We start from the raw sequence: 22,563 nt of genomic DNA, 5'->3' as shown, positions 1-22,563 counted from the left end.
GACGTACCTGAAGTGTTTCTGTCAACGCTCCCTGAGGTCCGCGTGCGGCCGGGCGGGGAGCGGCGGGAACCCGCCGTAGTCGTGACGGACGGGGCCCACGGGGCGAGGGAGGTCAGGCGCGGCGCACCACGCAGGTGCGGCACCGGCACCCCCGGCCCATTCGCATATGCCTGGAACTCGTGCGTCCGGTACGGGACTTGACAGAGTGTCACTTTACCCGGCACACAGCTTGCTGCCAGGTGACGCCCTTAAGGTGCCGTGTCCATGACAGACAATAACTCCCCCCACGTCCGGCGCCGCACCGTGCTTATCGGTACGGGCGCCACGGCCGCCGCGCTCACCGTGACCGCCGCCGCCGCGTCCCAGGACTCCGCCGCCGAGGTACGGACCGACCGCACCGAGCCGGTCGCCGCCGCGGCCGTCTGCACCCTCACCAAGGAGCTCACGGAGGGCCCCTACTACCTGGACGGGGCACTCGTCCGCGCCGACATCAGGGAGGACAAGCCGGGCATCAAGCTCGACCTGGTCCTCACCGTCGTCGACGACAGCACCTGCGCGCCGCTGAACGAGGCGCTCGTGGAGGTGTGGCACTGCGACGCGCTCGGCGAGTACTCGGGCTTCGTCGGCAACAACGGGCACAGCGAGCCCGACAACGGCAAGTTCCTCCGCGGCGGCGTGCTGACCGGCAGCGACGGCGTCGCCCGCATCACCACGGTCTACCCCGGCTGGTACCAGGGCCGGGCGATCCACATCCACATCAAGGTGCACACGGACGTCACGCTGACCTCGGACGGCTCGTTCACCGGCGGGCAGACCCTGCACACCGGGCAGCTCTTCATCAACGAGACGATCACCACCGCGGTCGCCGCCGTCTCCCCGTACTCGACCAACACGGTCCGCCGCGTCCCGCTCTCCCAGGACGGCATCTACGGCAACGGAGGCGCCGCCGCGGGCCTCATGACCGTCACCGGCTCCACCTCGGCGGGCTACACCGGAAGCCTGACGCTGGGCATCGACGAGTAGCTGAGGTGTCAGCGCCCCCCAAGGGGCGCCGGGCCGTGCGAGGTGCGGCTCCGCCGCGTGGGCGCGACCAGCCACAGCGGGCCGGCAGCCGAAGCACCGGCCCGGCGGCCGGCCGGAGCGCCTACGCTCCGGCCGGCTGCCGCTGTTCACCCCCGGTCAGCGTGGCGGCAGCCGCCCGCTCCCGCAGATGCGCCCGGACCGAGTACGCCAGCGCCGCCGCCCACACGGCGTACAGGAAGACATAGAGGCAGACGGCCGCGGTGCCCGTCACGCTCGCCCAGTCGCTGTTGATCAGGGTGCGGATGTTGGTGACGACGATCAGGCCGCCGACCGCCGAACCCAGGATGCGCGGCGCCACGAAGCGCACCAGCCACGCCGCGACCGGGGCGATCACCATGCCGCCCAGCAGGAAGGCGAGCACCCACGACCAGTTCACCCCGTGCGAGCCGAGGGAGAGCAGGAAGCCGAGGCTGGCGGCGACGGCCACCAGGAACTTGCTGGCGTCGACCGAACCGATCACCTTCCGCGGCTCCATCCGGCCACTGGCCAGCAGGGCCGGCGTGCCGATCATGCCCCAGCCGCCCCCGCCGGTCGCGCCGAGGAACCCGGCGACCAGGCCGAGCGGGACGAGGAAACGCGTGCGCAGCGGACGGCCGAGCCCGCCCTGCGGCAGTCCGCGCAGGGTGAAACGGACGGCGACGTAGAGGCCCAGTGCCAGCAGGATCGCGGCCATCACCGGCTCGGCCGTGTCCGTCGAGAGCCGGGAGAGCACGGTCGCACCGAGGAAGGCGCCCGCACAGCCCGGCGCACCGATCCGGGCGACGACCCGCCAGTCGACGTTGCCGAGGCGCGCGTGCGAGGCGCCCGACACCAGACCGGTGCCGATCTGGGCGAAGTGCACGACCGCCGAGGCGACCGCCGGTCCCGTGCCCAGCGCGAGGAGCAGCGCGGTGGAGATGACCCCGTGCGCCATACCGAGGCTGCCGTCCACGAGCTGGGCGCCGAGGCCCGCGAGGGCGAGCAGGATCAGCGTGCGCATGAGGGGTCCCGTCGTTTCCCGGTATTCCCACCGGATTGGTGGGGATGAGCGGGACGCGACGTTAGGTCCTCAACCTGAGGACCGCCTTAGACCTGAATGAGGGTCAGACACAGGAACGCCCCGGCCGGCGGTGACCGACGGTCCTACGGGTTCTCCCAGGCCGCCGGTTCCGCCGCCAGGTCCCGTACCGGTTCCGGCAGCGCGTCCGCCGCCAGATCGGCCACCGTGACGCCCTCCAGGACCTGGCGCACGTTGGCGCGCAGCGCGATCCACAGCGGGAGCAGCGGCTCGGCGGTGCCGGTGTAGGCGAGACCGGTGGGGCGCTCGCCGCGCACGGAGACGATCGGGCCGTCCACGGCGCGGATCACGTCCGCGACGGTGATCTCCCCGGCGGCCCGCGCCAGCCGGTAGCCGCCGCTGCCGCCGCGCCTGCTGCTGACCAGGCCGCCGCGCCGCAGATCGCCCAGGATGCCCTCCAGGAACTTGTGCGGAATGTCCTGAGCGGTGGCGACGGTCTCCGCCTTCACCGGCCCTTCGTCCTGCCGGACGGCCAGCTCCAGTACCGCCCGTACCGCGTAATCCGCCCGCGCCGAGATCCTCATGCACCCATTGTCGGGTCTCCCACTGTGGACAATGGCCGCACCCGCGCCCCTCCCTCTCCCCCCTCCCCTCCCCCTCCCCTCTCCGCTCCCCTCTCCGCTCCCCCGAGGAGACTCCGTTGGTGTTCAGCAGACGTACCTTCAGCGCGATCGCCGGGAGTACCGCGCTCGGCCTGTCGCTCGGCGGAAGCGCCGCCGAACTGGCCCGGGCGGCGTCCACCGCGCCCACCGGCCCAGCGCCCCGGCCGCCGGTGGCGGACGGCGCGGCCCACACCGTCGGCTTCGACCGGTACTCCCTGCTGGTCGACGGCCGCCGGGTGGTGCTGTGGTCGGGCGAGGTGCACCCGTTCCGGCTGCCGAGCCCGTCGCTGTGGCGGGACGTCCTGCAAAAACTGCGCGCCCACGGCTACAACGCGATCAGCATCTACGTCTCCTGGAACTACCACTCCCCCGCCCCCGGCTCGTACGACTTCACCGGTGTGCGCGACCTGGACCTGTTCCTGCGCACGGCCGCCGAGACCGGCCTGTACGTGATCCTGCGGCCCGGCCCCTACATCAACGCCGAGGTCGACGCGGGCGGCTTCCCCGGCTGGCTGACCGCCACCGAGGGCACCGCCCGCACCTCCCACCCCACCTATCTGCGCTATGTCGACGAGTGGCTCACCGAGGTCGACCGGATCGCCGCCCGGCACCTGTACACCAGGGGCGACGGCACGATCGTGCTCTACCAGCTGGAGAACGAGTACGCCGACCACGTCACCGAGCCCGCCGGCCGCGACTACATGGCCCACCTGTACGCGAAGGTCCGCGCCGACGGCATCGACGTCCCCCTCTTCCACAACGACAAGGGCAGGAACGGCCACTGGGCGCCGGGCACCTTCGACACCGGCGGCGAGGAGGGCCGCTGGCTGTACGGCTTCGACGGCTACCCGTCCCCGTCCCAGCCGCCGCCGGACTGGGGCTACTTCGGCGCCGGGGGCGTCAAGGGCGGCTCGACGGCGAGCCCGGCGACCCCAGGGCTGCTTGCCGAGTTCGGCGGCGGCTGGTTCGACCCGTGGGGCGGCGCCGAGTTCGGCGGCCAGGGGTACGCGGAGTCCCGGCGGACCCGCGACGCGGCGTACGAGCGGCGCTTCTACCTCACCAACCTCGCCAACGGCATCAAGATCCACAACGTCTACATGACCTTCGGCGGCACCACCTGGGGCTGGCTGCCCGCGCCCATCGTCTACACCTCGTACGACTACGGGGCCGCCCTGGACGAGGCCCGGCGGCCCACCGCCAAGCTGGTCCCGATGCACCAGCTCGGGCAGCTCCTGGGCAGCGTGCCCGAGCTGGCCAAGCTGGACCGGGCGGCGGACGCCGCGGACGAGGGGACCGGCGCGGGGATCAGGGCGTACCACCTCGTCAACCCGGACACCGGGGCGCACGTGCACGTGCTGCGCAACGACGCCGCCGACGAGTCCGTGGCCAGGATCGCGCTCGCCGGCACGGACGTCTCCGTGCCCGTGCCCGGCCGCGACGCCCGCCTCCTCGCCGCCGGGATCTCGCTCGGGCGGCGGACGCTGCGCTGGTCCACCGCGCAGCCCATGCTCCGGCTCACCACCGGCCGCCAGGACATCGCCGTGTTCACCGGCCGCGCCGGGGACCCGAGCAGGACCGTCCTGGAGTCCCCGGACGAGCCCGCCGTCACCGTCCTCGGCGGAGACGCCCGGCACGCGTACGAGAACGGCGCGCTGCGGATCGACACCGTGCTCGGCGGGCTGACCCGGGTACTGGTGACCGGCGGGGGCGTCACCGCGCCGCTGCTGCTGCTCCTCGCCGACGACGAAGCCTCCGCCCGCCTGTGGCGGTACGACACCCCGTCCGGGACGGTGCTGGTGCGCGGGCCCGCGCTGCTGCGCACCGCCGCCCTGCACGGCTCGGCCGCCGACCTCACCGGCGACACGGTCGAGGACGCGGACCTGGAGGTCTGGGCACCGCGCGGCGTCGACGAGGTCACCTGGAACGGCTCGGCCGTACGGACCCGGGCCACCCGCTCGGGCAGCCTGCGCGCCGAACGGCAACTGCCCGGCGTCCCCCGGGTGACACTGCCCCCGCTGACCGGCTGGCGCAGACGGTGGGAGAACCCGGAGTCCGCGCCCGGCTTCGACGACTCCGCGTGGCGCACGGCGGACAGGACCGTCTCCTTCAGCACGACCCCCGTCCCCGGGGGCCGCCCGGTCCTCTTCCGCGACGACTACGGCTTCCACTACGGGGACGTCTGGTACCGGGGGCGTTTCACGGGCGCGGCCGGAGCCGGGTCGGTGTCCCTGTCGTACACCGCGGGCACCCAGGGGCTGCTGATGGCCTGGCTCGACGGCCGTCCGCTGGGCACGCACCGGATGCCGGTGCCCGACCGGAAGACCGTCCGGCAGGGCACGTGGAGCGCGATCGCGACCTTCCCCGTCGAGGTGTCCGGCACCGGACCGCACGTGCTCTCCGTGCTCGTCCGCCCCATGCAGCACGACATGGACGGCGAGGCGGACGACGCGCACAAGGTGGCGCGGGGCCTGACCGAGGTCTCGTTCGCGGGCGCCGCACCCGTGGTGAGCTGGCGCATCCAGGGCATGACGGCCCCCGACCCGGTGCGCGGACCCCTCAACCACGGGGGTCTGTACGGGGAGCGGAAGGGCTGGCACCTGCCCGGCTTCCGGGACACGGGGTGGGAGACGGCCGCCCTGCCGCGCGGCGACCGGGGGCAGGGCGTGTGCTGGTACCGCACGGAGTTCCGGCTCGCCGTCGACCCGGCGGTGGACGCCTCCGTCGGACTGACCTTCACCGACGACCCGGCCCGCGCCTACCGCGTACAGATCTTCCTCAACGGCTGGAACATGGGCCAGTACATCAACGACGTGGGCCCGCAGCGCACCTTCGTGCTCCCCAACGGCATCCTGCGCACCCGGGGCACGAACACCCTCGCGCTGGCCGTGCTCGCCGACGGCACCACACCGTCGGGTCCGGGCGAGGTGGAGCTGACGCTGCTGGGCAGCGCGGCCGGGGGAGTCCCGGTGGACACCGTGGACTCCCCCGGCGCGCAGCCCGGCTGACCGCTACGCCAGCCGGATCACGTTCCAGGACATCGGCTCCAGGACGGCGCTCAGCGTGCCGTCCCGGAGGGCCGTCCCGTCGACCGGGTGCGGGGCCACCCGCTCCGGGTCGGCGAGCGTGTTCCTGGCGTCCGGGTCGGCGTCGGCGAGCGCGCTGTGCTCGACCACCCGGGACAGGTCCAGGCCGTTGAGGGCGACCTCCAGCGGCAGCGCCCCGGTCCGGCCGCGGTTGACGGCGAAGACGGTGACCGTGCCGTCCTCGGCACGCACCGCCGTGGCGTGCAGCAGATCCGTCTCGCCGTACTTCTCCGTCTCGTACGTCGGCGAGTCCACGCGTACGTCGAGGACCTCGCCGCGTCCGTACCGCGACGCCTGCGCGAACGGGAAGAACGTGGTCTGCCGCCAGGCCGGGCCGCCCGGCTCGGTCATGATCGGCGCGATCACGTTGACGAGCTGGGCGAGGCAGGCGGCGGTCACCCGGTCGGCGTGCCGCAGCAGCGCGATGAGCAGCGAGCCGAAGACGACCGCGTCCATGACGGAGTAGCTGTCCTCGAGGAGGCGCGGGGCCTCCGGCCAGTCGAGCGGGTTCTCGGCGGCCTCCTTCTGGTGCTCCAGGAGGTACCAGACGTTCCACTCGTCGAAGGAGAGGTTGATCTTCTTCTTGGACTTGAGGCGGGCGCCGATGTGGTCGCAGGTGGCGACGACGTTCTCGATGAAGGACTCCATGTCCACGGCCGAGGCCAGGAAGGAGTCCACGTCGCCGTCGACGGGCTCGTAGTAGGCGTGCAGGGAGATGTGGTCGACGACGTCGTACGTCTCCTTGAGGACCGTCGCCTCCCACGCGGCGAAGGTGTCCATGGACTGCCCTGAGGAGCCGCAGGCGACGAGTTCGAGACCCGGGTCGATCTGGCGCATGGCGCGGGCGGTCTCGGCGGCGAGCCGGCCGTACTCCTCGGCCGTCTTGTGCCCGGTCTGCCAGGGCCCGTCCATCTCGTTGCCCAGGCACCACATCCGGATGTCGAACGGGTCCTTGTCGCCGTGCGCCACGCGCAGGTCGGACAGGGTGGTCCCGGAGGGGTGGTTGGCGTACTCCTGGAGCTCCAGGGCCTCGGCGACGCCGCGTGTGCCGAGGTTGACGGCCATCATCGGCTCGGCCTGCGGCCCGATCTTCTTCAGGAAGGCGATGTACTCGGAGAGGCCGAAGCGGTTGGTCTCCGTCGAGCGCCAGGCGAGGTCGAGCCGGCGCGGCCGCTCGTCCACCGGCCCCACCGAGTCCTCCCACTTGTACCCGGAGACGAAGTTGCCGCCGGGGTAGCGGATGGCGGTGACGCCCAGCTCGCGGACCAGGTCGAGGACGTCCTGGCGCAGGCCCGCCTCGTCGGCGGTGGGGTGGTCCGGTTCGAAGATGCCCGTGTACACGCAGCGGCCGAGATGCTCCACGAAGGAGCCGAAGAGTCGGGGGTTGACTTCGCCGACGGTGAAGGCGGGGTCGAGGGTGAAGCGGGCGGATCGCATGTGCGCCTTTCTGGGTTTCACTGGGGCGTTCACTGGGAGGGGGTCAGACCTTCGGCCAGCCGTTCCTGGTCCAGGTCAGGGTGTTGAGGCCGAGCTTGGGCGTGCCCTCGTCCTCGGCGTCGTAGTAGTGGTAGGCGAGGACGTCGCGGCCGTGGTCCCTGAAGACCGACTGGCCGCCCGTGCCGACGTACCGGCCGTGCCCGGCGAGCAGCAGGTCGCCGCCGCCTTCGAGGAGGGGCGTGCCGCTGCTGTCCTGGTAGGGCCCGGTGACGGACGTGGACCGGCCGACGCGGATCTTGTAGGTGCTGTTCACGCCGGAGCAGCAGGCGTCGTAGGAGGCGAAGAGGTAGTAGTAGCGGCCGTGCTTGACGATGTACGGGCCCTCGACCGCGTACGGCTCGTCGGGGCGGGTGGCGAGGTGGTGGACGGTGGCGCCGGTGACCGCCTTGCCGGTCCTCGGGTTCAGCTCGACCATGCGGATGCCGGTCCAGTAGGAGCCGAAGGCCATCCACAGCCGGCCGTCGGCCTGGATGACGCCGGGGTCGATGGCGTTCCAGGTGTCGGTGGTCTCGGAGGTGAAGACCTTGCCGTGGTCGGTCCAGGTGCCCGGCAGCCCGGACTTCGACGTGGCGACGCCGATGGCGGAGTGGTTGGTGCCCCAGGAGGAGACGGCGTAGTAGAGCCAGTAGCGGCCGTCGCGATAGGAGATGTCGGGGGCCCAGGGGTCGCCGGTGCCGTTGTACTCGTACCACCAGGACGGCGGTTCGGCGAAGGCGTTGCCCGCGTCGTCCCACTGCTTGCGGTCCTTCGACGTCCGGGCGCCGATGATCCCGCCGGTCGAGTAGGCCACGTACCCGCCCGACCTGAGGCGGATGACGGACGGATCGTGGATGATCTCCTGCCCGGTGACGGGCTGGGGGTCGGGGTAGGCGGTGTCGGCCTGTGCGGTGGCGGGGAGCAGGGCGAGGAGGGCCGCGGCGAGGACCGCGGCCGGCCTGAGGCTCTTCAACTGCGCAGCTCCTTCTGTGGAGTTACTGTCCGGCGAGACCGGTGTGCGCGATACCGGCGACGATCTGGCGCTGGAAGAAGATGAAGACGACGATCAGCGGGAGCCCCGCCATGAGGCCGCCGGCCATGAGCTGGGCCCACTGGATGCCGTAGGAGTTCATGACGGTCGCGATGCCGTTCGGCATGGTCATCAGGTCGGGGTTGTTGGTCACCATGTACGGCCACAGGAAGTTGTTCCAGGACGCGATGAACGTGAAGATGCCGACCGCCGCGAGGGAGGGGCGGGAGAGCGGGAGCACGACGGTGAAGAAGACCCGCCAGCGTCCGGCGCCGTCGATGAACGCGGCCTCCTCCAGTTCGCGCGGGATGCCCTGGAAGAACTTGTAGAGGATGTAGACCATGGCGGCGGGCGCGCACTGCGGCAGGATCATGCCCCAGTAGGTGTCGACCATCCCCATCTGCTGCACGGTGGTGAACAGCGGCACGCCGAGCACGGCGGGCGAGACCATCAGGCCCGCCATCACCACGCCCATCAGGACGTTCTTGCCGCGGAACTCGGTGCGGGCGAAGCCGTACCCGGCCAGGGCGCTGACCAGCAGCACGATGGCGGTGACGCAGACGGAGACGACGAGCGAGTTCACGAACCAGTCGGTGATGTTGCCGGTCTCGAAGATGGCGGACCAGGCCTGGCCGGTCCACTCCTTGGGCAGCCAGTGCGTCGGTACCTCGACGGACTCGGTCTCCGACTTCAGCGAGGTGAACAGCGCCCACAGCAGCGGGGAGAGGATGACGGCGGAGACGGCGGCCCCGAGCAGGGTGAGCACGATCTGGCTGGGCGTCCAGGCGCGACGGGACTTGACGGGGACCTGGGTTCCGGCGGTGCTGGTGGTCATCGGCCGCCCTCCTCACGGTTGCGCAGCAGCCACATGCGCGCGAGGGCGACGGCCGCGATGATCACGAAGAAGATGATGGACATCGCGGAGGCGTAGCCCACGCGGTAGCTGGTGAAGCCCTGTTCGAGGGTGTACTGCACGAAGGTGCGGGTCGAGTCCTCCGGTCCCGAGCCGAAGTCCAGCATCACGACGGCCTGGTCGAAGACCTGGAGCGAGGCGAGGATCTGGAGGGCGATGACGAGCCCGGTGATGTTGCGCAGCATGGGCAGCGTGATGTGCACCATGCGGTGCCAGGCGTTGGCGCCGTCGAGCTTGGCCGCCTCGTAGAGGTGGTCGGGGATGCCCTGGAGGGCGGCGAGGTAGAGCAGGAAGCTGAAGCCGACCGTCCACCACAGGGTGCAGATGACGATGGCGAGCATGGCGTACGACTTGTCGGTCAGCCAGGGCGTCTCGATGCCGAAGACGTGGTTGATCATGCCGCTGCCGGGGTTGAACAGCCACTGCCACAGGTTGGCGGCGACGGTGGACGGCAGCAGGAACGGCAGGAAGAAGCAGAGCCGCCACAGCCACTTGGCGCGCTCGATGTGGTGGGCCAGCATCGCCAGGAGGAAGGCGAGGACGGTGATGCAGGGCACGACGAGCAGCGTGAACCAGGCACTGTGGCCCAGCGCGTCCCACATCAGCGGATCGTCAAAAGCTTCGGTGTAGTTGTCGAACCCGATGAAACTCGCGCTGTCGCCGGAGATGTTGGCGTCGGTGAAGCTGAGGTAGAGGCCGCGCAGCAGCGGCCAGATCACGAAGAGCGCGAACAGCGCGAGGAAGGGGGCGACGAACCAGCCCCCGTGCTGGAAGCCCTGTTTACGGCGTGTGGTGGCGCTCGCCGCGGTGGTCCTGTCCTGCGGGCGTATGACGGTCTCTGCACTGGTCGTCGTCACGCGACCGCACCTCCCTGCGCGGCGGTCTTGCCGTCCATCGGGTTCTTCATGGCGAGGAGCTGGGCGAGCGTGCTCTTCATCCGCCCCGCGACGGCGTCGGGCTTGGCCGAGCCGGTGGTCGAGGAGACGACGATCGGCCCGACGCGCTGGGCGAGGATGCCGGTGGACCCGGCGAACCACACCTTCGGCTCGGTGGCCTGGTGGTCCATCGCCGAGACGTACTCGTTCTGCGGCTCGAGCTTCTGGTACGCGGCCGTGGACAGGGTCGGTGTGTAGGCGGGGATGTGGCCGCCGGCCGCCCACTGCCTGGCGTGCTTGACGACGTAGGCGGCGAGCCGGTGGGCGCCCTCGTTGGCGGGGCCTCCGCGGTCCGCCTGGTGCGGCAGGACGAAGGAGTGCGACTCGGCGTGGGTGGCCTGCTTGCCGAAGACGGGCGGCAGCGGGACCGCGCCGTACTCGACCTTGGCCGTGTCGAAGACCGGCACCGACCAGTTGCCCTCCCAGGCGAAGGGGGCGCCGTTGACGAACTGCTCGGCGCCGGCGGCTCCGCCGAAGTTGGGATTGGCGTACCCGTCGGTGATGTGCCGCCGCAGAAACTCAAGTACCTGCTGGGCCTTGCCGGTATCAAAAACGACTTCGGTGTTGTCGTCGTTGAACCACTTCCCGCCGAGCTGGGTGTAGAAGGCGACGAAGAACCACCACTGGAAGTTCTGGTCGTTGTGCCACAGCCCGATGGTCTGGAGCCCGCTCTTGGTGGCCTTCTTGGCCTCCTTGAGCATCCCGAACCATTCGTCGACGGAGGTCGGTGACGTCATCCGCCCGTCGTCGCCGAGCAGCCCCGCCTTCTTCAGCACGTCCTTGCGGTAGTAGCAGAGCTGGACGTGGATATCGAGCGGGAGGGCGTAGAGCTTGCCGTCGATGACGGCGCGCTTCCACAGGGCCGGATTGAAGTCGGCCTCCCGCACGCCGTACTTGGCGAGGAGGTCGACGTCCCAGGGGTCCAGGAGCCGCCCGGGCGAGAATCCGGTGACCCGGCCCAGGTGCATGACGCCGAGGTCCGGCGCGCGGTTGCCGGCCGCCGCCATGGCCAGCTTGGTGTAGAAGGGGCTGCCCCACTGGAGGGTCGAGTCCTTCACGTCGATGTCCGGGTTCGCCTTACGGAAGGAGTCCAGCATCGCGATCATGTTGTAGCCGTCGCCACCGCTGAAGAGGTTCCAGTACCGGACGCGGCTGCTCGCGCTGGACGCGAGCGCGTCGGCGCCGGTCCCGAGCGCGGCGAAGCCGAAGCTGCCCGCGACCGTCAGCCCACCGAGTCCAGCCAGGATCTGCCTGCGATTCAGGCCAGGTCGTCCCATGCCCTGCCCTTACTGTTCAGATTGCGAATGTTCGATATTTCGACGAGTGCTCGTAACTTCGAACGGACCGTAGATTCGAAGCGCTTGCGCGTCAATGGGTTGCGCAGAACTTTGGAGCGGCTGTTCATCGCGGGGGCGGTGGCTCACCGCGGGAGACGTACCGCGCCAGCAGCCCCTTCGGGGGCAATGCGCCCCAATAGTTCAGATGAGCATGATTTGCGCGTTTGTGGGGTATCACGACTCGGCCAATACCCCAGAGAGGGAGACGTGGAGGGGGAGATCCAGATGACGACACCGCTTCCGCCCTGTGTCGTGCTCGACATCCCGCAGGGCCTGCGACTTGACCTGCTGGGCCTCGTGGTCGAGATCGGCCAGGTCCGCATCGTCGCCGACCGCTCGGGCCTGCTCGGCAACCTCATAGCCTCTTTGACCTGCGGCGGCGGCACGGCCGCGGCGGAAAACCTGGAGGCGGTGGCGCAGATGCTGCGGGCACAGGAGCGGGCGATGGGGGCCGGCGAGCCGGCGTCGCCGCCGGGCCGCTGACGGCTCGTACGCCTGCTGCGAGCACCGCCGTTCCGTCCACTGCGGGGCCGGTCAGATGCCCTTGCCACGATCAGCGCGCAACGGCTCCTGCGGTTCAGTCGCCCTGCAGTTCCGCCCGCATGACGGAGCGGAACTCCACGACAAGTCGCTGCATCGCGTCCAAGTCGTCCACTTCCGTGGCCACTCGCCACGCCTCAGCGAAGTGGCAAGCCTCGTCGCTGCCGAAAGCATGCACGGCAGCTAGTGCTTCCATGCTCATCTCGACCCGCTTGGCCTTCGTCCAATACCGCTCCACTTCACGGAGCTTCCTCCTTTTGCCCTCCCGCTCGTACCTCAGGCGGCGTACGTCGAGGACGGCCACGCGGAGTGCCGCGAAGTACGCATCGCGCCGCTCCGTACGGAGATAAGCATCTTGCTCCGCTGCTTGCGTCCGGGCGACCATGCGTTCAGCGTGCGCTCTGCCCTGCGCACCCGCGAGCCATGTAAAGACAACTCCGATAGCTCCTGAAACGCCGGTGACGACGGGCGCTATCCACTCCGATGCCATGCACATATCGTGCCCGGGCGAGCGCGAGTTCCAGGTGATCCCACCGGAAACGGCAGCGGTGAACGAGTCACTTCGTTTCTGCCCGCGTCAGTCGTCGAGATCGATGCGAAAGTCGACGATGGTGGTGTCTCCGCGACGTACGATCGGGTGCGCCACTTCTACGATCCTGCCCGTATCGGCGATGTGCCTGCGCGTGTAGCGAAGGACTGGAACGCCCGCGCCGATGCGAAGCGTCGCCGCCTCATACTCGGTCGGCATTCCGGCCGTGAACGACTCTGCGATCTGCACAACGCGGATGCCGAGGCCGGCCAACTGCGCGCGGGTCCCGCCCGGCCACGGCTCGTTGATGGGATCCGCGACCGGCGTACCGGCGACGTCGGACCAGCGCACGTAGCTGGTCGACATCTGGGTCGGCTGACCGTTGTCATTGAAGACGAAGTGCCGGGCGAGAAGCCGCTCGCCGGCCTCGCACTCGAAGAGCGCGGCCAACTCCGCGTCCGCCTGGACCTTCTCGAACCGCTTGTCGAGCCGGTACTCGGACCAGCCGATGCCCTGGTCCTTTGTGTACGGGGTCGACTTGGCACCGGTCGCCGTCCGGTAGCGGTCGGCGACCATGCGGTGGATCGGCGGCCGCGGCCGGACGCGGGTGCCCGCCCGTGCCCGGGTCTCGATGAGGCCCTCATTGGCCAACAGCCGGAGAGCGTTCCGGATCGTTGTCTCGGAGACTCCGCCGTACTCCGTGCACAGCGCGGGAAGCGTGGGGATCTGCTCCCCCGGCCCCCACTCGCCAGAGGAGATGCGACGCCGCAGGTCAGCGGCGATCCGTAGGTACTCAGGCTGTGCCACCGAGGGACCCCGCTTCGAATGATCGCGTCAATCTGAGTACACATACTCTCTCGGTTCGCTTGACCAGCGCCAATCGGCCGGAGATTCTGTGTACAGATAAAAATTATCCGTACTCGGATAACCACTTGCAGGGGGACAGCCATGCCCGATACGGGCCATTCGTGGCACAAGGCATTCAAGGCGGAGCCCATCAAAGCGGCCCACGTCCGCTCCTGGACCGTTGGCTACGTCGGGCACCCCGACGCGCCGCTCATCGCCGGCGAGCTGTACGTCGCCGTCCTCGGCTGGGGATCACTTGTCGTCGTAATGGCCCTGTCGACGGCAGGTTCCCGCTTCAAAGTCACAGCACAGGGCGACGAGCCGATCCCCGCTGCCTGCCACGACTTGCTCGCCTGGAGGCTGGTCACCGGGCTGTCCGACTCGGCTGGGCGCACAGCCGACGGATTCGGGCTCTGGGCGCAACTGAGGACGAACGAACCGACGACTCAATTCCCCAGGGCCGTGCGAACGGCCCGAAGTAACAGCCGAGGAGCATCAGCATGAGGCACGGCACAGCCCAACCAAGCGAACTCGCCCCCTGCGAGCCAGAAGCAGCCAGAACGTTCGAGAGACAGGCGGTCTCAGCGGCGAATTGCTGGTCGTGGGCCAGCTTGCTCATCTCGTTCGACACTACGCGCCGTTGGCCACGACGGCCGGACACGGAGTGTCTGCGAGGGGTGACATGACCGTGATGGCAGACATCCTCCCAACCCTCGCGACGTGCATCGAGATGCGGCAGAAACTCAAGGGTGCGGCCTCATCGGCATGTCCAGCCCGCGGACTCGTGGCCCGCACACTGGAGGGTCGGGGATTGCCCGCCGCCGTACCGGCCGGCGAGTTGGTCGTGACCGAGCTGGTGGCAAACGCGGTGAAGCACACCCGCTGCCCGGTGATAGTCGTAAAGGTGACCCGGCTGGCTCAGGACCGGACGCGAATCGCCGTGTTCGACCCCTCCGAGGAACGGCCGGTGCCGGGCAAGCCAGCACCGGAGCAGGAGGGCGGCCGGGGGCTGACCATCATCGCCGCCATGGCCGCCGACTGGGGCGTGGAGACGCGAGCAACCGGCAAGTGGGTGTGGGCCGAGTTGGACGCCAAGGGCAGCTGGTGAAAGGAAGCACCGCGCAGCTCCTGTACGTGCTCGCCGTCGCCATCCTGCTGATGCTGCTCGGCTGGGGCGTCGTCCGGTCATGACGGCCGAGGCATCACCGCCTATGCGTTCACCACCACCCGCCGCTGCGCCCGGTACGAGCTGCGCCTCGACCCGCTACCGGTCCCACGAGCCAAGCGGATGGCCGCGTCAACCTGCCGCGCACGTCCCTGTACGGCAGTGGGAGGCACCGCTCGCCGCGCAGCTCGCAACCCGTCCCTGCCCTCTGGCCTCGCCGTTTACGAGTTGCCGACGTGAGCGGTGCCCCATCGCACGACCTGACCGATCCACCGAGACCTGTCCCGTCCACCGAGAGGAACGCAATGTTCAACCACGCGGATCGCATCCCGACCGGAACCCCGCTCCCGCAAGGACACCTCACCCCCAAGCCCTGGGGCACGCGGCGCTTCGCCCCGTACCCAGTGGCCGAGGATGAGCACAGGCACGTCGAGATCGACCCAACGACGCAGACCAGCCGCTACTTCAACGCAGCCGGCGTCCCGGTGGCGTCACCGGGGCACGGCACGAGCAGCGGCACCAACCCGTCGACGGGCACCTCGCCCGACGGACAAGGCGGCGGCAACACCGACTCGGACACGGGAAACGACACCGACCAGTGACACAGGACGACGACGCTCGTCCGGTCGCGGTCGTCACGAACGACGACGACCCGACCGCCGACTTCGTGATCGCCGAGTTGCACGGCCGGGGGTGTCCCGGTCGTGCGGCTCGACTCCGGTCACTTCCCCGCAACCCTGTCGTGTTCCGCCCACATCGGCGGCGGCACGGCTCGGTGGCAGGGCAGTCTCGCGACCCCGACCCGCGTCGCGGAGCTCGACGGCGTGCGGGCGCTGTACTACCGGCGCCCATCCGGGTTCGCGTTCCCCCACCTCGGCGAACAGGACGCCCGCTTCGCTGCCGCGCAGGCCCGGTACGGGCTCGGCGGCGTGCTCGTATCGCTGCCCGACTGCCTGTACGTCAACCACCCGCACCGCATCGGCGACGCCGAGTACAAACCGGCCGGACTTGCCGCCGCGGCCGAGGCCGGGTTCGTCCTGCCGCCGACCCTAATCACGAACCGCCCGGTCGACGCCCGCACGTTCGTGAAGGAGCACGGGCCCGTGATCTACAAGCCGCTTGCGACCCCCCTGTACCTCGTCGACGGGCAGGCGCAGACCGTGCGCGTCGACGAGGTCGCCGAGGACGAGATCGACGACGATGTCACCGGGACCATGCATCTGTTGCAGGCCCGCGTCGACAAGGTCGCCGACGTCCGCGTGACCGTGATCGGCGAGCGGGTGTTCGCGGTGCGGATCGACTCGGGGCTGCTCGACTGGCGCACCGACTACGGCACGCACACCTATACGCCGGTCGAGACCCCGCCCGCCGTTGAGCACGCGCTGTTCGCATACCTGCGGCATTTCCGGCTCGTCTTCGGCGCGTTCGACTTCACGCTGTCCGCCGACGGCACGTGGACGTTCATCGAGTGCAACCCTTCGGGACAGTGGGCTTGGATGGAACCTCCGACCGGGCTGCCCATGACCGCCGCGCTCGCTGATCTCTTGGAACGAGGAACGAGGCACCCATGACCGAAGCCAGACCCGATCTTGATCTCGACGAGATGGTCGCCGAGCTGAGGCCCGAGTTCGTCGGACGCCTCACCGCCGAGGGCAAGCTGAACGCCCCCGAGTGGCGGGCCGCCGTCGAGGGCGTGCCCCGTCACGAGTGCACGCCGCGTTTTTACGTGCCGAGCGACGCCCCCGGCATCACGACGTACGTACCGTTCACCCGGGAACTCGTCGGTACCGAGCCGTGGTTGCGCCGGGTCTACAGCGACGAGACGCTGATCACGCAGTTCGACGGGCGTGACCTCGACTGGTCGGACCCGCAACCGATCAGGGGCGCCACCCCTACGTCGTCCTCGACGATGCCCTCGCTCGTCGTGCAGATGCTCGACGCCCTCAACGCCGATGACGGAACGACGGTGACCGAGTACGGCACCGGAACCGGCTACTCGACCGCCCTCATGTGCCACCGCCTCGGCGCCGCGAACGTCACCTCGGTCGAGACCGATCCCGGGGTCACCGCCCGTGCCCGTGACGCCCTCGACCGCTGCGGCTACGCCCCGCGCCTGGTCGTCGGCAACGGGCTCACCGGCGCCGACCGCAGGGTTCCGGCCGAGCGCACGATCGCCACCATGGGCGTACGCGGTATCCCGTGGGCGTGGGTCCGCGAGACCGAGCCGGGCGGGCTCATCGTGGCCACGTTGCGCGGGTGGCTGCGCTCGCTCGGCCTCGTACGGCTGACGGTCGAGGACGGTCGGCACGCGACCGGGCGGTTCATCGCGGCCGATCCGGCGTTCATGATGGCGCGGCAGCAAGAGGCCCCGAGGAACTTCGGCATGCTGCCGGGCGACGACGCCGGCAAGGTACGCGAGACACCGCACGGGCCCGGGCTGCTGCGCATGCCCGACAGCGGATTCGTGGCACAGCTCGCGATGCCGAATGCCCGCACCTTCGACATGACGGCCGACGACGGCACCGTGCAGACGTACGTCCTCGACGCGGCGAACGACTCCTTCGCGGTGCTCTCAAGAGACGGTGCCGGCACCGGATGGAAGGTGCGCGAGGGCGGCCCGGTATCGCTGTGGGCCGAGGTCGAGCACTTTCTCGCACTGTGGCACGCGGCGGGCTCACCGGCCGCGACCGCGTTCGGGATGAGCGTCGAGCCGGACTGTCAGCGGGTGTGGCTGGATGACCCCGAGGACGGACCGAGTTGGCGCCTACCGGTCATGCCGGGCGCGTGAGCGTCCCCGTCGGCCGGTTCCGGCCGGTGACGAGAACGACGCGCTGTCGCCTCACGCTCCCATAACACCTATCGAAGCCGGGGGCACCAGAACGTTCTGGTGCCCCCCTGCCTGCTATCTGTCCACATGCTCAGGAGTGGGACATCACATCGCCGAACATCGGGTCCTCGCCCGTGTTGCCGATGCCCACCGTCGTCGCGCTGAAGCTCACCGCGCCGGTGGCCGTGATGCCCGTGGTGGAGCCGTGCAGGCTCCAGACCGCGCCGTCGTCGCTGTTCTCGCCGCCCGCGCCCACCGACAGGTCGGCGCGGCCGTCCTTGTCGTGGTCGGCGAGGTGGACGGCCGTGCCGAACATGTCCGAGGACTCGTTCGCGCCCGGTACGCCCTCGGTGCCCTGGTTGAAGGACTGCGCGCCGGTCGCCGTCAGACCCGAGGCGCCGCCGCGCAGCACCCAGACGTTGCCCGCGCTGTCCGCGTCCCCGATCGCCTCGAAGACCGCGCTGACGGCGAGGTCCGCGTAACCGTCGCCGTTCACGTCGCCCGCGGCGAGCGCGCCGCCGAACATGTCGTCGGACTCGTCCGCTCCCGGCACGCCCTCGGTGGCCTGGCTGATGACGGTGGTGCGCGTGGTGTCGACGCCCGTCGCACCGCCGTAGAAGACGGTGACGTAGCCGCCCTCCGCCGTCGAGTCGAAGATGTCGAGGAAGTCGGTGCCGACCACCAGGTCGTCGTGCCCGTCACGGTCGAAGTCGGCCACGGTGAGCGCGCCCGCGTACCCCGAGCCCGCCTCCGTCTGGAACACGGGCCCGCTCTCCGCGCCCCGGTAGACGAAGTTGCCCGCGGCGGACCCCACGACCACGTCGTCCACCCCGTCGCCGTCGAAGTCACCGGCCGCGAGGTGGACGGCGCCGTCGGGGTACGCGCCGGAGTCGATCTGCGTCGCCTCGAAGCTCAGCTTCCCGGCCGCGCCGCCCGACTTGGTGAAGCCGCCCTTGAAGATCCACACGTCCTTGCCGGTGGAACCGACCGCCAGGTCCGTCTTCCCGTCCCCGGTGAAGTCGCCCACCGCCAGGGACTGGCCGAACCGGTCGTGGCCCGACGGGTCCGGGTCGCTGACCGTCGTACCGCCCGACAGGCCCGACGCGCTCCCCCACAGGATCGTGACCGAACCGCCGTCGACGTCACCGTCGACGTCCTCCAGCGGCGTGCCCACGACGAGATCGCCGTAGCCGTCGCCGTTCAGGTCGCCGTGCGCGAGCTCGGTGCCGAAGCGGTCGTCGTCCTCCGAGGCTCCCGGCACATCGGCGGAGCTCTGCGAGGTGATCTTGTGGTTCGCGGCGGTGATACCGCTCGCCGAGCCGTAGTTGACGACGACCGCGCCCGCCTTCGCCTTCCCGTTGGCCACCGCGCCCGGCGCACCGGTCGCCAGGTCGCGGTAGCCGTCACCGTTGAAGTCGTCGGCGAGACCCGACGCGGCGGCGCTCGCGGCGCCGGGCAGGGCGACGACCAGACCGCCGGCCACGGCAGCCGCGACGGCGGTGGCGCTCAGGACGGCGGAGAGCCGGGAGCGCCGGTACTCGCGCTTGTACTTGTAGTGGGGGCGGGACGTGAGCGGGCGGGACATGGGTTCCCCTCCAAGTCGTACGTGCGAACTCAGAGTTGACCTTCGATGAACCCGAAGGGTTGTACGGGAGAGGAGAGTCGTACGGGGCAGGAGTGCTTTTCCTCAGCCCGCGAACGCCCGTTGCGGCAGCCCCTTCCCCGCGCCCGGTACCACCAGTACCGATCCCGACAGCGGATGCGGCGCCGTCAGGCCCGTACGCGCTGTCGTGATGTACAGGTCGGTCAGGTCGTCGCCGCCGAAGGCGCATGCCGTGGGGCGGCGGACCGGGAGGGGGACGGTCCGGTCCAGGACGCCGGAGGGGGTGTAGCGACGGATCGCGCCGCCGTCCCACAGGGCCACCCATACGCAGCCCTCCGCGTCCACCGTCAGGCCGTCCGGGAAGCCGGCGCCCTCCTCGATCGTCGCCAACTCCCGCCTGGCGGTGGGGAGTCCACCCCCGTCGACGTCGAAGACGTCGATCCTCCGGGTCGGCGAGTCGATGTAGTACACCTGCCGGCCGTCCGGGCTGAAGCCCGTACCGTTGCTCACCGCCACGTCGTCCAGGAGCGTGCGGACCGTGCCGTCCGCGGAGAAGCGGGACAGCGTGCCGCCGCCCGCCGCCTCGTCGTAGCGCATGGTGCCCGCCCAGAGGGTGCCGTCCGGGGCCACCGCCGCGTCGTTGCCCCTGCGGCCCGGGACCGGTTCGTGGTGCAGCCAGTGGAAGCCCTCCGACACCGAAGAATCGGACCCCGGCGGGCCGTAGAGGGCCACTCCGTCCCGGAGGTTCACCACCAGACCGCCGCCCTCGCGCGGCTTCGCCGCGCCCACGTGCTGTTCGGTGAGCATGACCGTGCGGCGGCCCGAGGACGGGTCGTAGGTGTGCACCCGGCTGCCGAGGATGTCCACCCAGATCAGGCGGCCCGCGGCCGCGTCCCAGGTCGGGCCCTCGCCGAGGATCGCGGACGCCCGTACGGCGAGTTCGACGCCGCCGATGTTCACCGTGCTCATGACGCGCTCCGGTGGCCGAGGCGCTCCGACAGTTCCGCGGCGCCCTTGGCCGCGAGCTGCTCCAGTTCGCCGAGCCGCTCCTCGCTCCAGCGGATCATCGGTACGGAGATGGAGAGCGCGGCGACGACCCGGCCGGTGCGGTCGCGCACCGGCGCCGCCACACAGCTCACGTCGGGATTCGACTCGCGGCTCTCCACCGCGACGCCGCGCCGGCGGATCTCGGTGAGCGCCTCGCGCAGGGCGGCCGGCTCGGTGATGCTGTTCGGCGTCATCGCGACCAGTTCCGCGTCGTCGGGGACGCGGGCCGCGAGCTCCGGCTCGGGGAGCGAGGCCAGCAGCATCTTGCCGACGGAGGTGCAGTGCGCGGGCAGCCTGCGTCCGGCGGCGGACACCATGCGTACGGCGTGCGTGGAGTCCACCTTCGCGATGTAGATGACGTCGGCACCCTCCAGGATGGCCACGTGCACCGTCTCGTCACAGGTCTCCGCGACGGAGCGGGCGACCTGCTGGCCCTCGGCGGCCAGGTCGAGCTGCTCGGCGTACCGGCTGCCCAGCTGATAGGGGCGCACGCCCAGGCGGTAGCGTCCGGGCTGGCCCGGTACCTGGACGATGTACTGCCGGGCGGCCAGAGTGGTGACCAGCTCGTGCACGGTGGTGCGCGGCAACTGGAGCTTGCGCACGATGTCCGGGGCGGAGAGCGTGCCGTCCCCGTCGAGGAAGAGCTCCAGTATGTCGAGAGCCCGGGTCACGGCAGGTACGAGGCGTCCCACGAGCAGCCCCTCCCTTTTGTTCGAAATTTCAACTGGCGATCGGGATGACGAACACAGGCTACTCAAGGGTCGTCTGGCCAGGCAATGGGCTCAGCGTCGGGGGCGTGCCTCCCCCAGCTCTCCCCGTAATCGCTGCGCCCGCAGCACCAGTTCCAGTTCGAAGCGGCGGTCCGGGTCGTCCACCTCGTCGCCCCACAGCTCCCGGATCTGGCGCAGGCGGTAGCGGACGGTCTGCGGGTGGACGCCCAGGCGGGCCGCGACCTCGGGGGCGCCGCCGCGCGTCTCCAGCCAGGCGAGCAGGGTCTCGGCGAGGCGGCGGCCGTGGGTGGGGCCGCAGTGCGCGAGCGGGGCGAGACAGCGCAGCGCCAGGTCGTCCAGCAGTTCCTCCGGCTGGAGCAGGACCAGGGCCTCGGTGTGCTCCGTGCACAGCAGGACCTCGCCGGCCGGCAGCAGCCCTCGTTCCATGAGCCGGACCGCCGCCTCCGCCCAGCGCAGCGACTTGGCGGCGTCGGCCGGCGGCACCGGCGGGCCGATGGCGCCCGCCCAGCCGGCCAGCGCCCGGTGCAGCAGTTCGGAGCGGCCCGCCGCGTCCGGTTCGGGGACGACCATGCGGGGCTGCTCGCACTCCATGTCCAGCAGCACCTCCTGGGCGACGGCGGGGGCGACGGCCTCGCGGGCCGGGCGCAGCAGTACGCCGACGGCGACCCGGGCGGGCAGCGGCCAGCCGACCCGGGCGGCGCGTTCGGCGAGCGCGTCGGCGGGGTCGTCCCGCAGCCCCCGCGGTCCCTGCGGATGCTCGGAGAGCAGCAGTTCCATCAGGCGGCGCTGGAGGCGCAGCCGTTCACCGGCCTGGCGGGCGGCCGCCTCGGCGTAGCCGCGCACGGACTGGTCGACCAGGCCGTCCAGGTACTCGTAACCGGCGTCCACGAGTTCGTACATCGCGGGCGGCGGGATCTCGACCCGCTGCCCGATCTCCGCGAAGCGGCGCCAGGCCAGGCGTACGCCGAGGCGGTAGATCGCCTGGAGCGCGTCGAGGCTGCGGCCGTGCAGGCCCTCGCCGCGGCCGAACTCCTGGAAGACCTCGGGGTGGACGCGGGGGCGGCCCTCGGCGGTCTCCAGGTGCTGGACGAAGACCTCGATCGCGCGGCGGATGCCGACCAGCGCCATCGGCTCCCCGGAGTCGTCCAGGACGACCGGCAGGTGCGGGTACTCCCGGCGGATCTCGTGCAGGATCTCCTCCGCCAGGACCGGCGCCTCGGCCATCGCGAGGTCCGCGAACTGCCTTACCTGGAGCCGGGGTACGTCCCGCCAGGCCGATCCGGCCGCCCCGGCCGCCCCAGAGGACGAGGTCGAGGACGAGGACGGGCCGACCAACCCGGCAGACCCCGCCGACCCGACCGACCCGGCAGACCCCGCCGACCCGGCCGGCCCGGTGGATCCCGCCGACCCGGCCGGCCCGGTGGATCCCGCCGACCCGGCCGACCCCGTCGCGACCGTTCCCGGGCGGGAGGTCACGGCGAGCGCTCCCCGCCCGCCTGCTCATAGGTGATCAGCGGGGTGTTCGGCTGCTCCGGGGTGGCCTCCAGGAGGGCGACGATCCCGAGCGCGGCGCCCACGGCGAGTACGGCGGCGGCCACGACGGTGAGTGCGGCGGCTAGCAGTCTGGACATCGCAGGGTCAGCCCTTCAGTCGACTCCCGGTCGAAAGGTCCACACCCGATCCCGGTCGAAAGGCCCACACCCGAACACGTCGTACCGCGGGCACGACTGCGCACGAGTCCTCAGTCTCAGCAATGCATTGA

At 70.6% G+C, this 22,563-nt stretch carries 20 protein-coding genes and 1 pseudogene; 7 read left to right on the top strand and 14 right to left on the bottom strand.

All coding sequences use genetic code 11. From position 1 onward, the window contains the following. Positions 1–264 precede the first annotated feature (264 nt). A complete protein-coding gene (locus ACFV6E_RS21760; protein ID WP_385463741.1) occupies positions 265–1,023 on the top strand; it encodes an intradiol ring-cleavage dioxygenase in 759 nt (252 codons plus the stop codon). 121 nt (positions 1,024–1,144) lie between these two features. On the opposite strand, the gene ACFV6E_RS21755 is transcribed toward ACFV6E_RS21760, so the two are convergent. Both ACFV6E_RS21755 and ACFV6E_RS21750 read right to left on the bottom strand, forming a co-directional pair. Further along, entirely contained in the window at positions 1,145–2,062 is a 918-nt protein-coding gene (locus ACFV6E_RS21755) for a sulfite exporter TauE/SafE family protein (protein WP_385463738.1), read from the bottom strand. 143 nt (positions 2,063–2,205) lie between these two features. Beyond that, positions 2,206–2,664, bottom strand: a complete 459-nt coding sequence (locus ACFV6E_RS21750) for an RrF2 family transcriptional regulator (protein WP_385160786.1) — start codon at positions 2,662–2,664, stop codon at positions 2,206–2,208. 116 nt (positions 2,665–2,780) lie between these two features. Here ACFV6E_RS21750 and ACFV6E_RS21745 point away from each other — a divergent pair, with 116 nt between their 5' ends. Beyond that, on the top strand, positions 2,781–5,747 hold the full coding sequence (locus ACFV6E_RS21745) for a beta-galactosidase (protein WP_385463735.1): 2,967 nt from the start codon (positions 2,781–2,783) through the stop codon (positions 5,745–5,747). Between the two features lie 3 nt (positions 5,748–5,750). On the opposite strand, the gene ACFV6E_RS21740 is transcribed toward ACFV6E_RS21745, so the two are convergent. Genes ACFV6E_RS21740 through ACFV6E_RS21720 form a run of 5 tightly spaced genes read right to left on the bottom strand, consistent with a single transcriptional unit; the run spans position 5,751 to position 11,453 of the window. Further along, entirely contained in the window at positions 5,751–7,262 is a 1,512-nt protein-coding gene (locus tag ACFV6E_RS21740; RefSeq protein ID WP_385463733.1) for an alpha-N-arabinofuranosidase, read from the bottom strand. A gap of 43 nt (positions 7,263–7,305) precedes the next feature. Then, positions 7,306–8,271: an arabinan endo-1,5-alpha-L-arabinosidase gene (locus ACFV6E_RS21735; protein ID WP_385160792.1), complete on the bottom strand. Its 966-nt coding sequence runs from the start codon at positions 8,269–8,271 to the stop codon at positions 7,306–7,308. Positions 8,272–8,293: 22 nt separating this feature from the next. Further along, positions 8,294–9,163: a carbohydrate ABC transporter permease gene (locus ACFV6E_RS21730; protein ID WP_385160794.1), complete on the bottom strand. Its 870-nt coding sequence runs from the start codon at positions 9,161–9,163 to the stop codon at positions 8,294–8,296. Next, entirely contained in the window at positions 9,160–10,098 is a 939-nt protein-coding gene (locus ACFV6E_RS21725; protein ID WP_385160796.1) for a carbohydrate ABC transporter permease, read from the bottom strand. The genes ACFV6E_RS21730 and ACFV6E_RS21725 overlap by 4 nt, the downstream gene beginning before the upstream one ends. Next, positions 10,095–11,453, bottom strand: a complete 1,359-nt coding sequence (locus ACFV6E_RS21720; protein ID WP_385463730.1) for an extracellular solute-binding protein — start codon at positions 11,451–11,453, stop codon at positions 10,095–10,097. The genes ACFV6E_RS21725 and ACFV6E_RS21720 overlap by 4 nt, the downstream gene beginning before the upstream one ends. Before the next feature lie 285 nt (positions 11,454–11,738). Here ACFV6E_RS21720 and ACFV6E_RS21715 point away from each other — a divergent pair, with 285 nt between their 5' ends. After that, positions 11,739–11,996, top strand: a complete 258-nt coding sequence (locus ACFV6E_RS21715; protein ID WP_385463728.1) for a hypothetical protein — start codon at positions 11,739–11,741, stop codon at positions 11,994–11,996. 94 nt (positions 11,997–12,090) lie between these two features. Here the strand turns inward: ACFV6E_RS21715 and ACFV6E_RS21710 are convergent, their stop codons facing one another. Both ACFV6E_RS21710 and ACFV6E_RS21705 read right to left on the bottom strand, forming a co-directional pair. After that, complete coding sequence (locus ACFV6E_RS21710) at positions 12,091–12,543, bottom strand: hypothetical protein (protein ID WP_385463725.1); 453 nt, start codon at positions 12,541–12,543, stop codon at positions 12,091–12,093. Between the two features lie 87 nt (positions 12,544–12,630). Continuing rightward, on the bottom strand, positions 12,631–13,389 hold the full coding sequence (locus ACFV6E_RS21705; protein WP_385160804.1) for a GntR family transcriptional regulator: 759 nt from the start codon (positions 13,387–13,389) through the stop codon (positions 12,631–12,633). A gap of 721 nt (positions 13,390–14,110) precedes the next feature. Between ACFV6E_RS21705 and ACFV6E_RS21700 the strand changes: the two genes are divergently transcribed. From ACFV6E_RS21700 to tgmC, 4 genes and pseudogenes are all read left to right on the top strand, one after another. Next, on the top strand, positions 14,111–14,536 hold the full coding sequence (locus tag ACFV6E_RS21700) for an ATP-binding protein (protein ID WP_385463722.1): 426 nt from the start codon (positions 14,111–14,113) through the stop codon (positions 14,534–14,536). 362 nt (positions 14,537–14,898) lie between these two features. After that, positions 14,899–15,195 (top strand): putative ATP-grasp-modified RiPP, encoded by a 297-nt coding sequence (tgmA, locus tag ACFV6E_RS21695; RefSeq protein ID WP_385463720.1) that lies wholly within the window; start codon positions 14,899–14,901, stop codon positions 15,193–15,195. Next, positions 15,192–16,164, top strand: a pseudogene (gene tgmB / locus ACFV6E_RS21690) (ATP-grasp ribosomal peptide maturase). Before tgmA ends, tgmB begins: the two are co-directional and overlap by 4 nt. Continuing rightward, the gene (gene tgmC, locus ACFV6E_RS21685; protein WP_385463717.1) at positions 16,161–17,381 is read left to right on the top strand and encodes an ATP-grasp peptide maturase system methyltransferase; all 1,221 of its coding nucleotides are present in this window, start codon (positions 16,161–16,163) and stop codon (positions 17,379–17,381) included. The pseudogene tgmB and the gene tgmC overlap by 4 nt, the downstream one beginning before the upstream one ends. A 130-nt stretch (positions 17,382–17,511) precedes the next feature. Here the strand turns inward: tgmC and ACFV6E_RS21680 are convergent, their stop codons facing one another. The 5 genes from ACFV6E_RS21680 to ACFV6E_RS21660 all read right to left on the bottom strand — a co-directional run bounded on the left by ACFV6E_RS21680 (position 17,512) and on the right by ACFV6E_RS21660 (position 22,432). Then, positions 17,512–19,005 (bottom strand): FG-GAP-like repeat-containing protein, encoded by a 1,494-nt coding sequence (locus tag ACFV6E_RS21680; protein WP_385463714.1) that lies wholly within the window; start codon positions 19,003–19,005, stop codon positions 17,512–17,514. Positions 19,006–19,107: 102 nt separating this feature from the next. Next, the gene (locus ACFV6E_RS21675) at positions 19,108–19,992 is read right to left on the bottom strand and encodes an SMP-30/gluconolactonase/LRE family protein (protein ID WP_385160809.1); all 885 of its coding nucleotides are present in this window, start codon (positions 19,990–19,992) and stop codon (positions 19,108–19,110) included. Continuing rightward, positions 19,989–20,762 carry an IclR family transcriptional regulator gene (locus ACFV6E_RS21670; protein WP_385160811.1) on the bottom strand — a complete coding sequence of 258 codons (774 nt, stop codon included), beginning with the start codon at positions 20,760–20,762 and terminating at the stop codon, positions 19,989–19,991. Before ACFV6E_RS21670 ends, ACFV6E_RS21675 begins: the two co-directional genes overlap by 4 nt. Before the next feature lie 90 nt (positions 20,763–20,852). Then, on the bottom strand, positions 20,853–22,025 hold the full coding sequence (locus ACFV6E_RS21665) for a helix-turn-helix domain-containing protein (protein WP_385463711.1): 1,173 nt from the start codon (positions 22,023–22,025) through the stop codon (positions 20,853–20,855). A gap of 248 nt (positions 22,026–22,273) precedes the next feature. After that, positions 22,274–22,432 (bottom strand): hypothetical protein, encoded by a 159-nt coding sequence (locus tag ACFV6E_RS21660; protein ID WP_385160815.1) that lies wholly within the window; start codon positions 22,430–22,432, stop codon positions 22,274–22,276. Between the last annotated feature and the right edge of the window lie 131 nt (positions 22,433–22,563).

The organism is Streptomyces sp. NPDC059785, assembly GCF_042732375.1.
In the GTDB taxonomy this organism is placed as follows: Bacteria; Actinomycetota; Actinomycetes; order Streptomycetales; family Streptomycetaceae; genus Streptomyces.
Note: the sequence above shows the minus strand (reverse complement) of the source record. Positions and strands in the feature narration are given on the sequence as shown.

Coding starts and splice junctions, on each gene's coding strand:
- ACFV6E_RS21760 (WP_385463741.1), top strand. CDS start 265: ATGACAGACAATAACTCCCCCCACGTCCGGCGCCGCACCGTGCTTATC.
- ACFV6E_RS21755 (WP_385463738.1), bottom strand. CDS start 2,062: ATGCGCACGCTGATCCTGCTCGCCCTCGCGGGCCTCGGCGCCCAGCTC.
- ACFV6E_RS21750 (WP_385160786.1), bottom strand. CDS start 2,664: ATGAGGATCTCGGCGCGGGCGGATTACGCGGTACGGGCGGTACTGGAG.
- ACFV6E_RS21740 (WP_385463733.1), bottom strand. CDS start 7,262: ATGCGATCCGCCCGCTTCACCCTCGACCCCGCCTTCACCGTCGGCGAA.
- ACFV6E_RS21730 (WP_385160794.1), bottom strand. CDS start 9,163: ATGACCACCAGCACCGCCGGAACCCAGGTCCCCGTCAAGTCCCGTCGC.
- ACFV6E_RS21720 (WP_385463730.1), bottom strand. CDS start 11,453: ATGGGACGACCTGGCCTGAATCGCAGGCAGATCCTGGCTGGACTCGGT.
- ACFV6E_RS21715 (WP_385463728.1), top strand. CDS start 11,739: ATGACGACACCGCTTCCGCCCTGTGTCGTGCTCGACATCCCGCAGGGC.
- ACFV6E_RS21710 (WP_385463725.1), bottom strand. CDS start 12,543: ATGGCATCGGAGTGGATAGCGCCCGTCGTCACCGGCGTTTCAGGAGCT.
- ACFV6E_RS21700 (WP_385463722.1), top strand. CDS start 14,111: ATGACCGTGATGGCAGACATCCTCCCAACCCTCGCGACGTGCATCGAG.
- tgmA (WP_385463720.1), top strand. CDS start 14,899: ATGTTCAACCACGCGGATCGCATCCCGACCGGAACCCCGCTCCCGCAA.
- tgmC (WP_385463717.1), top strand. CDS start 16,161: ATGACCGAAGCCAGACCCGATCTTGATCTCGACGAGATGGTCGCCGAG.
- ACFV6E_RS21680 (WP_385463714.1), bottom strand. CDS start 19,005: ATGTCCCGCCCGCTCACGTCCCGCCCCCACTACAAGTACAAGCGCGAG.
- ACFV6E_RS21675 (WP_385160809.1), bottom strand. CDS start 19,992: ATGAGCACGGTGAACATCGGCGGCGTCGAACTCGCCGTACGGGCGTCC.
- ACFV6E_RS21665 (WP_385463711.1), bottom strand. CDS start 22,025: ATGGCCGAGGCGCCGGTCCTGGCGGAGGAGATCCTGCACGAGATCCGC.
- ACFV6E_RS21660 (WP_385160815.1), bottom strand. CDS start 22,432: ATGTCCAGACTGCTAGCCGCCGCACTCACCGTCGTGGCCGCCGCCGTA.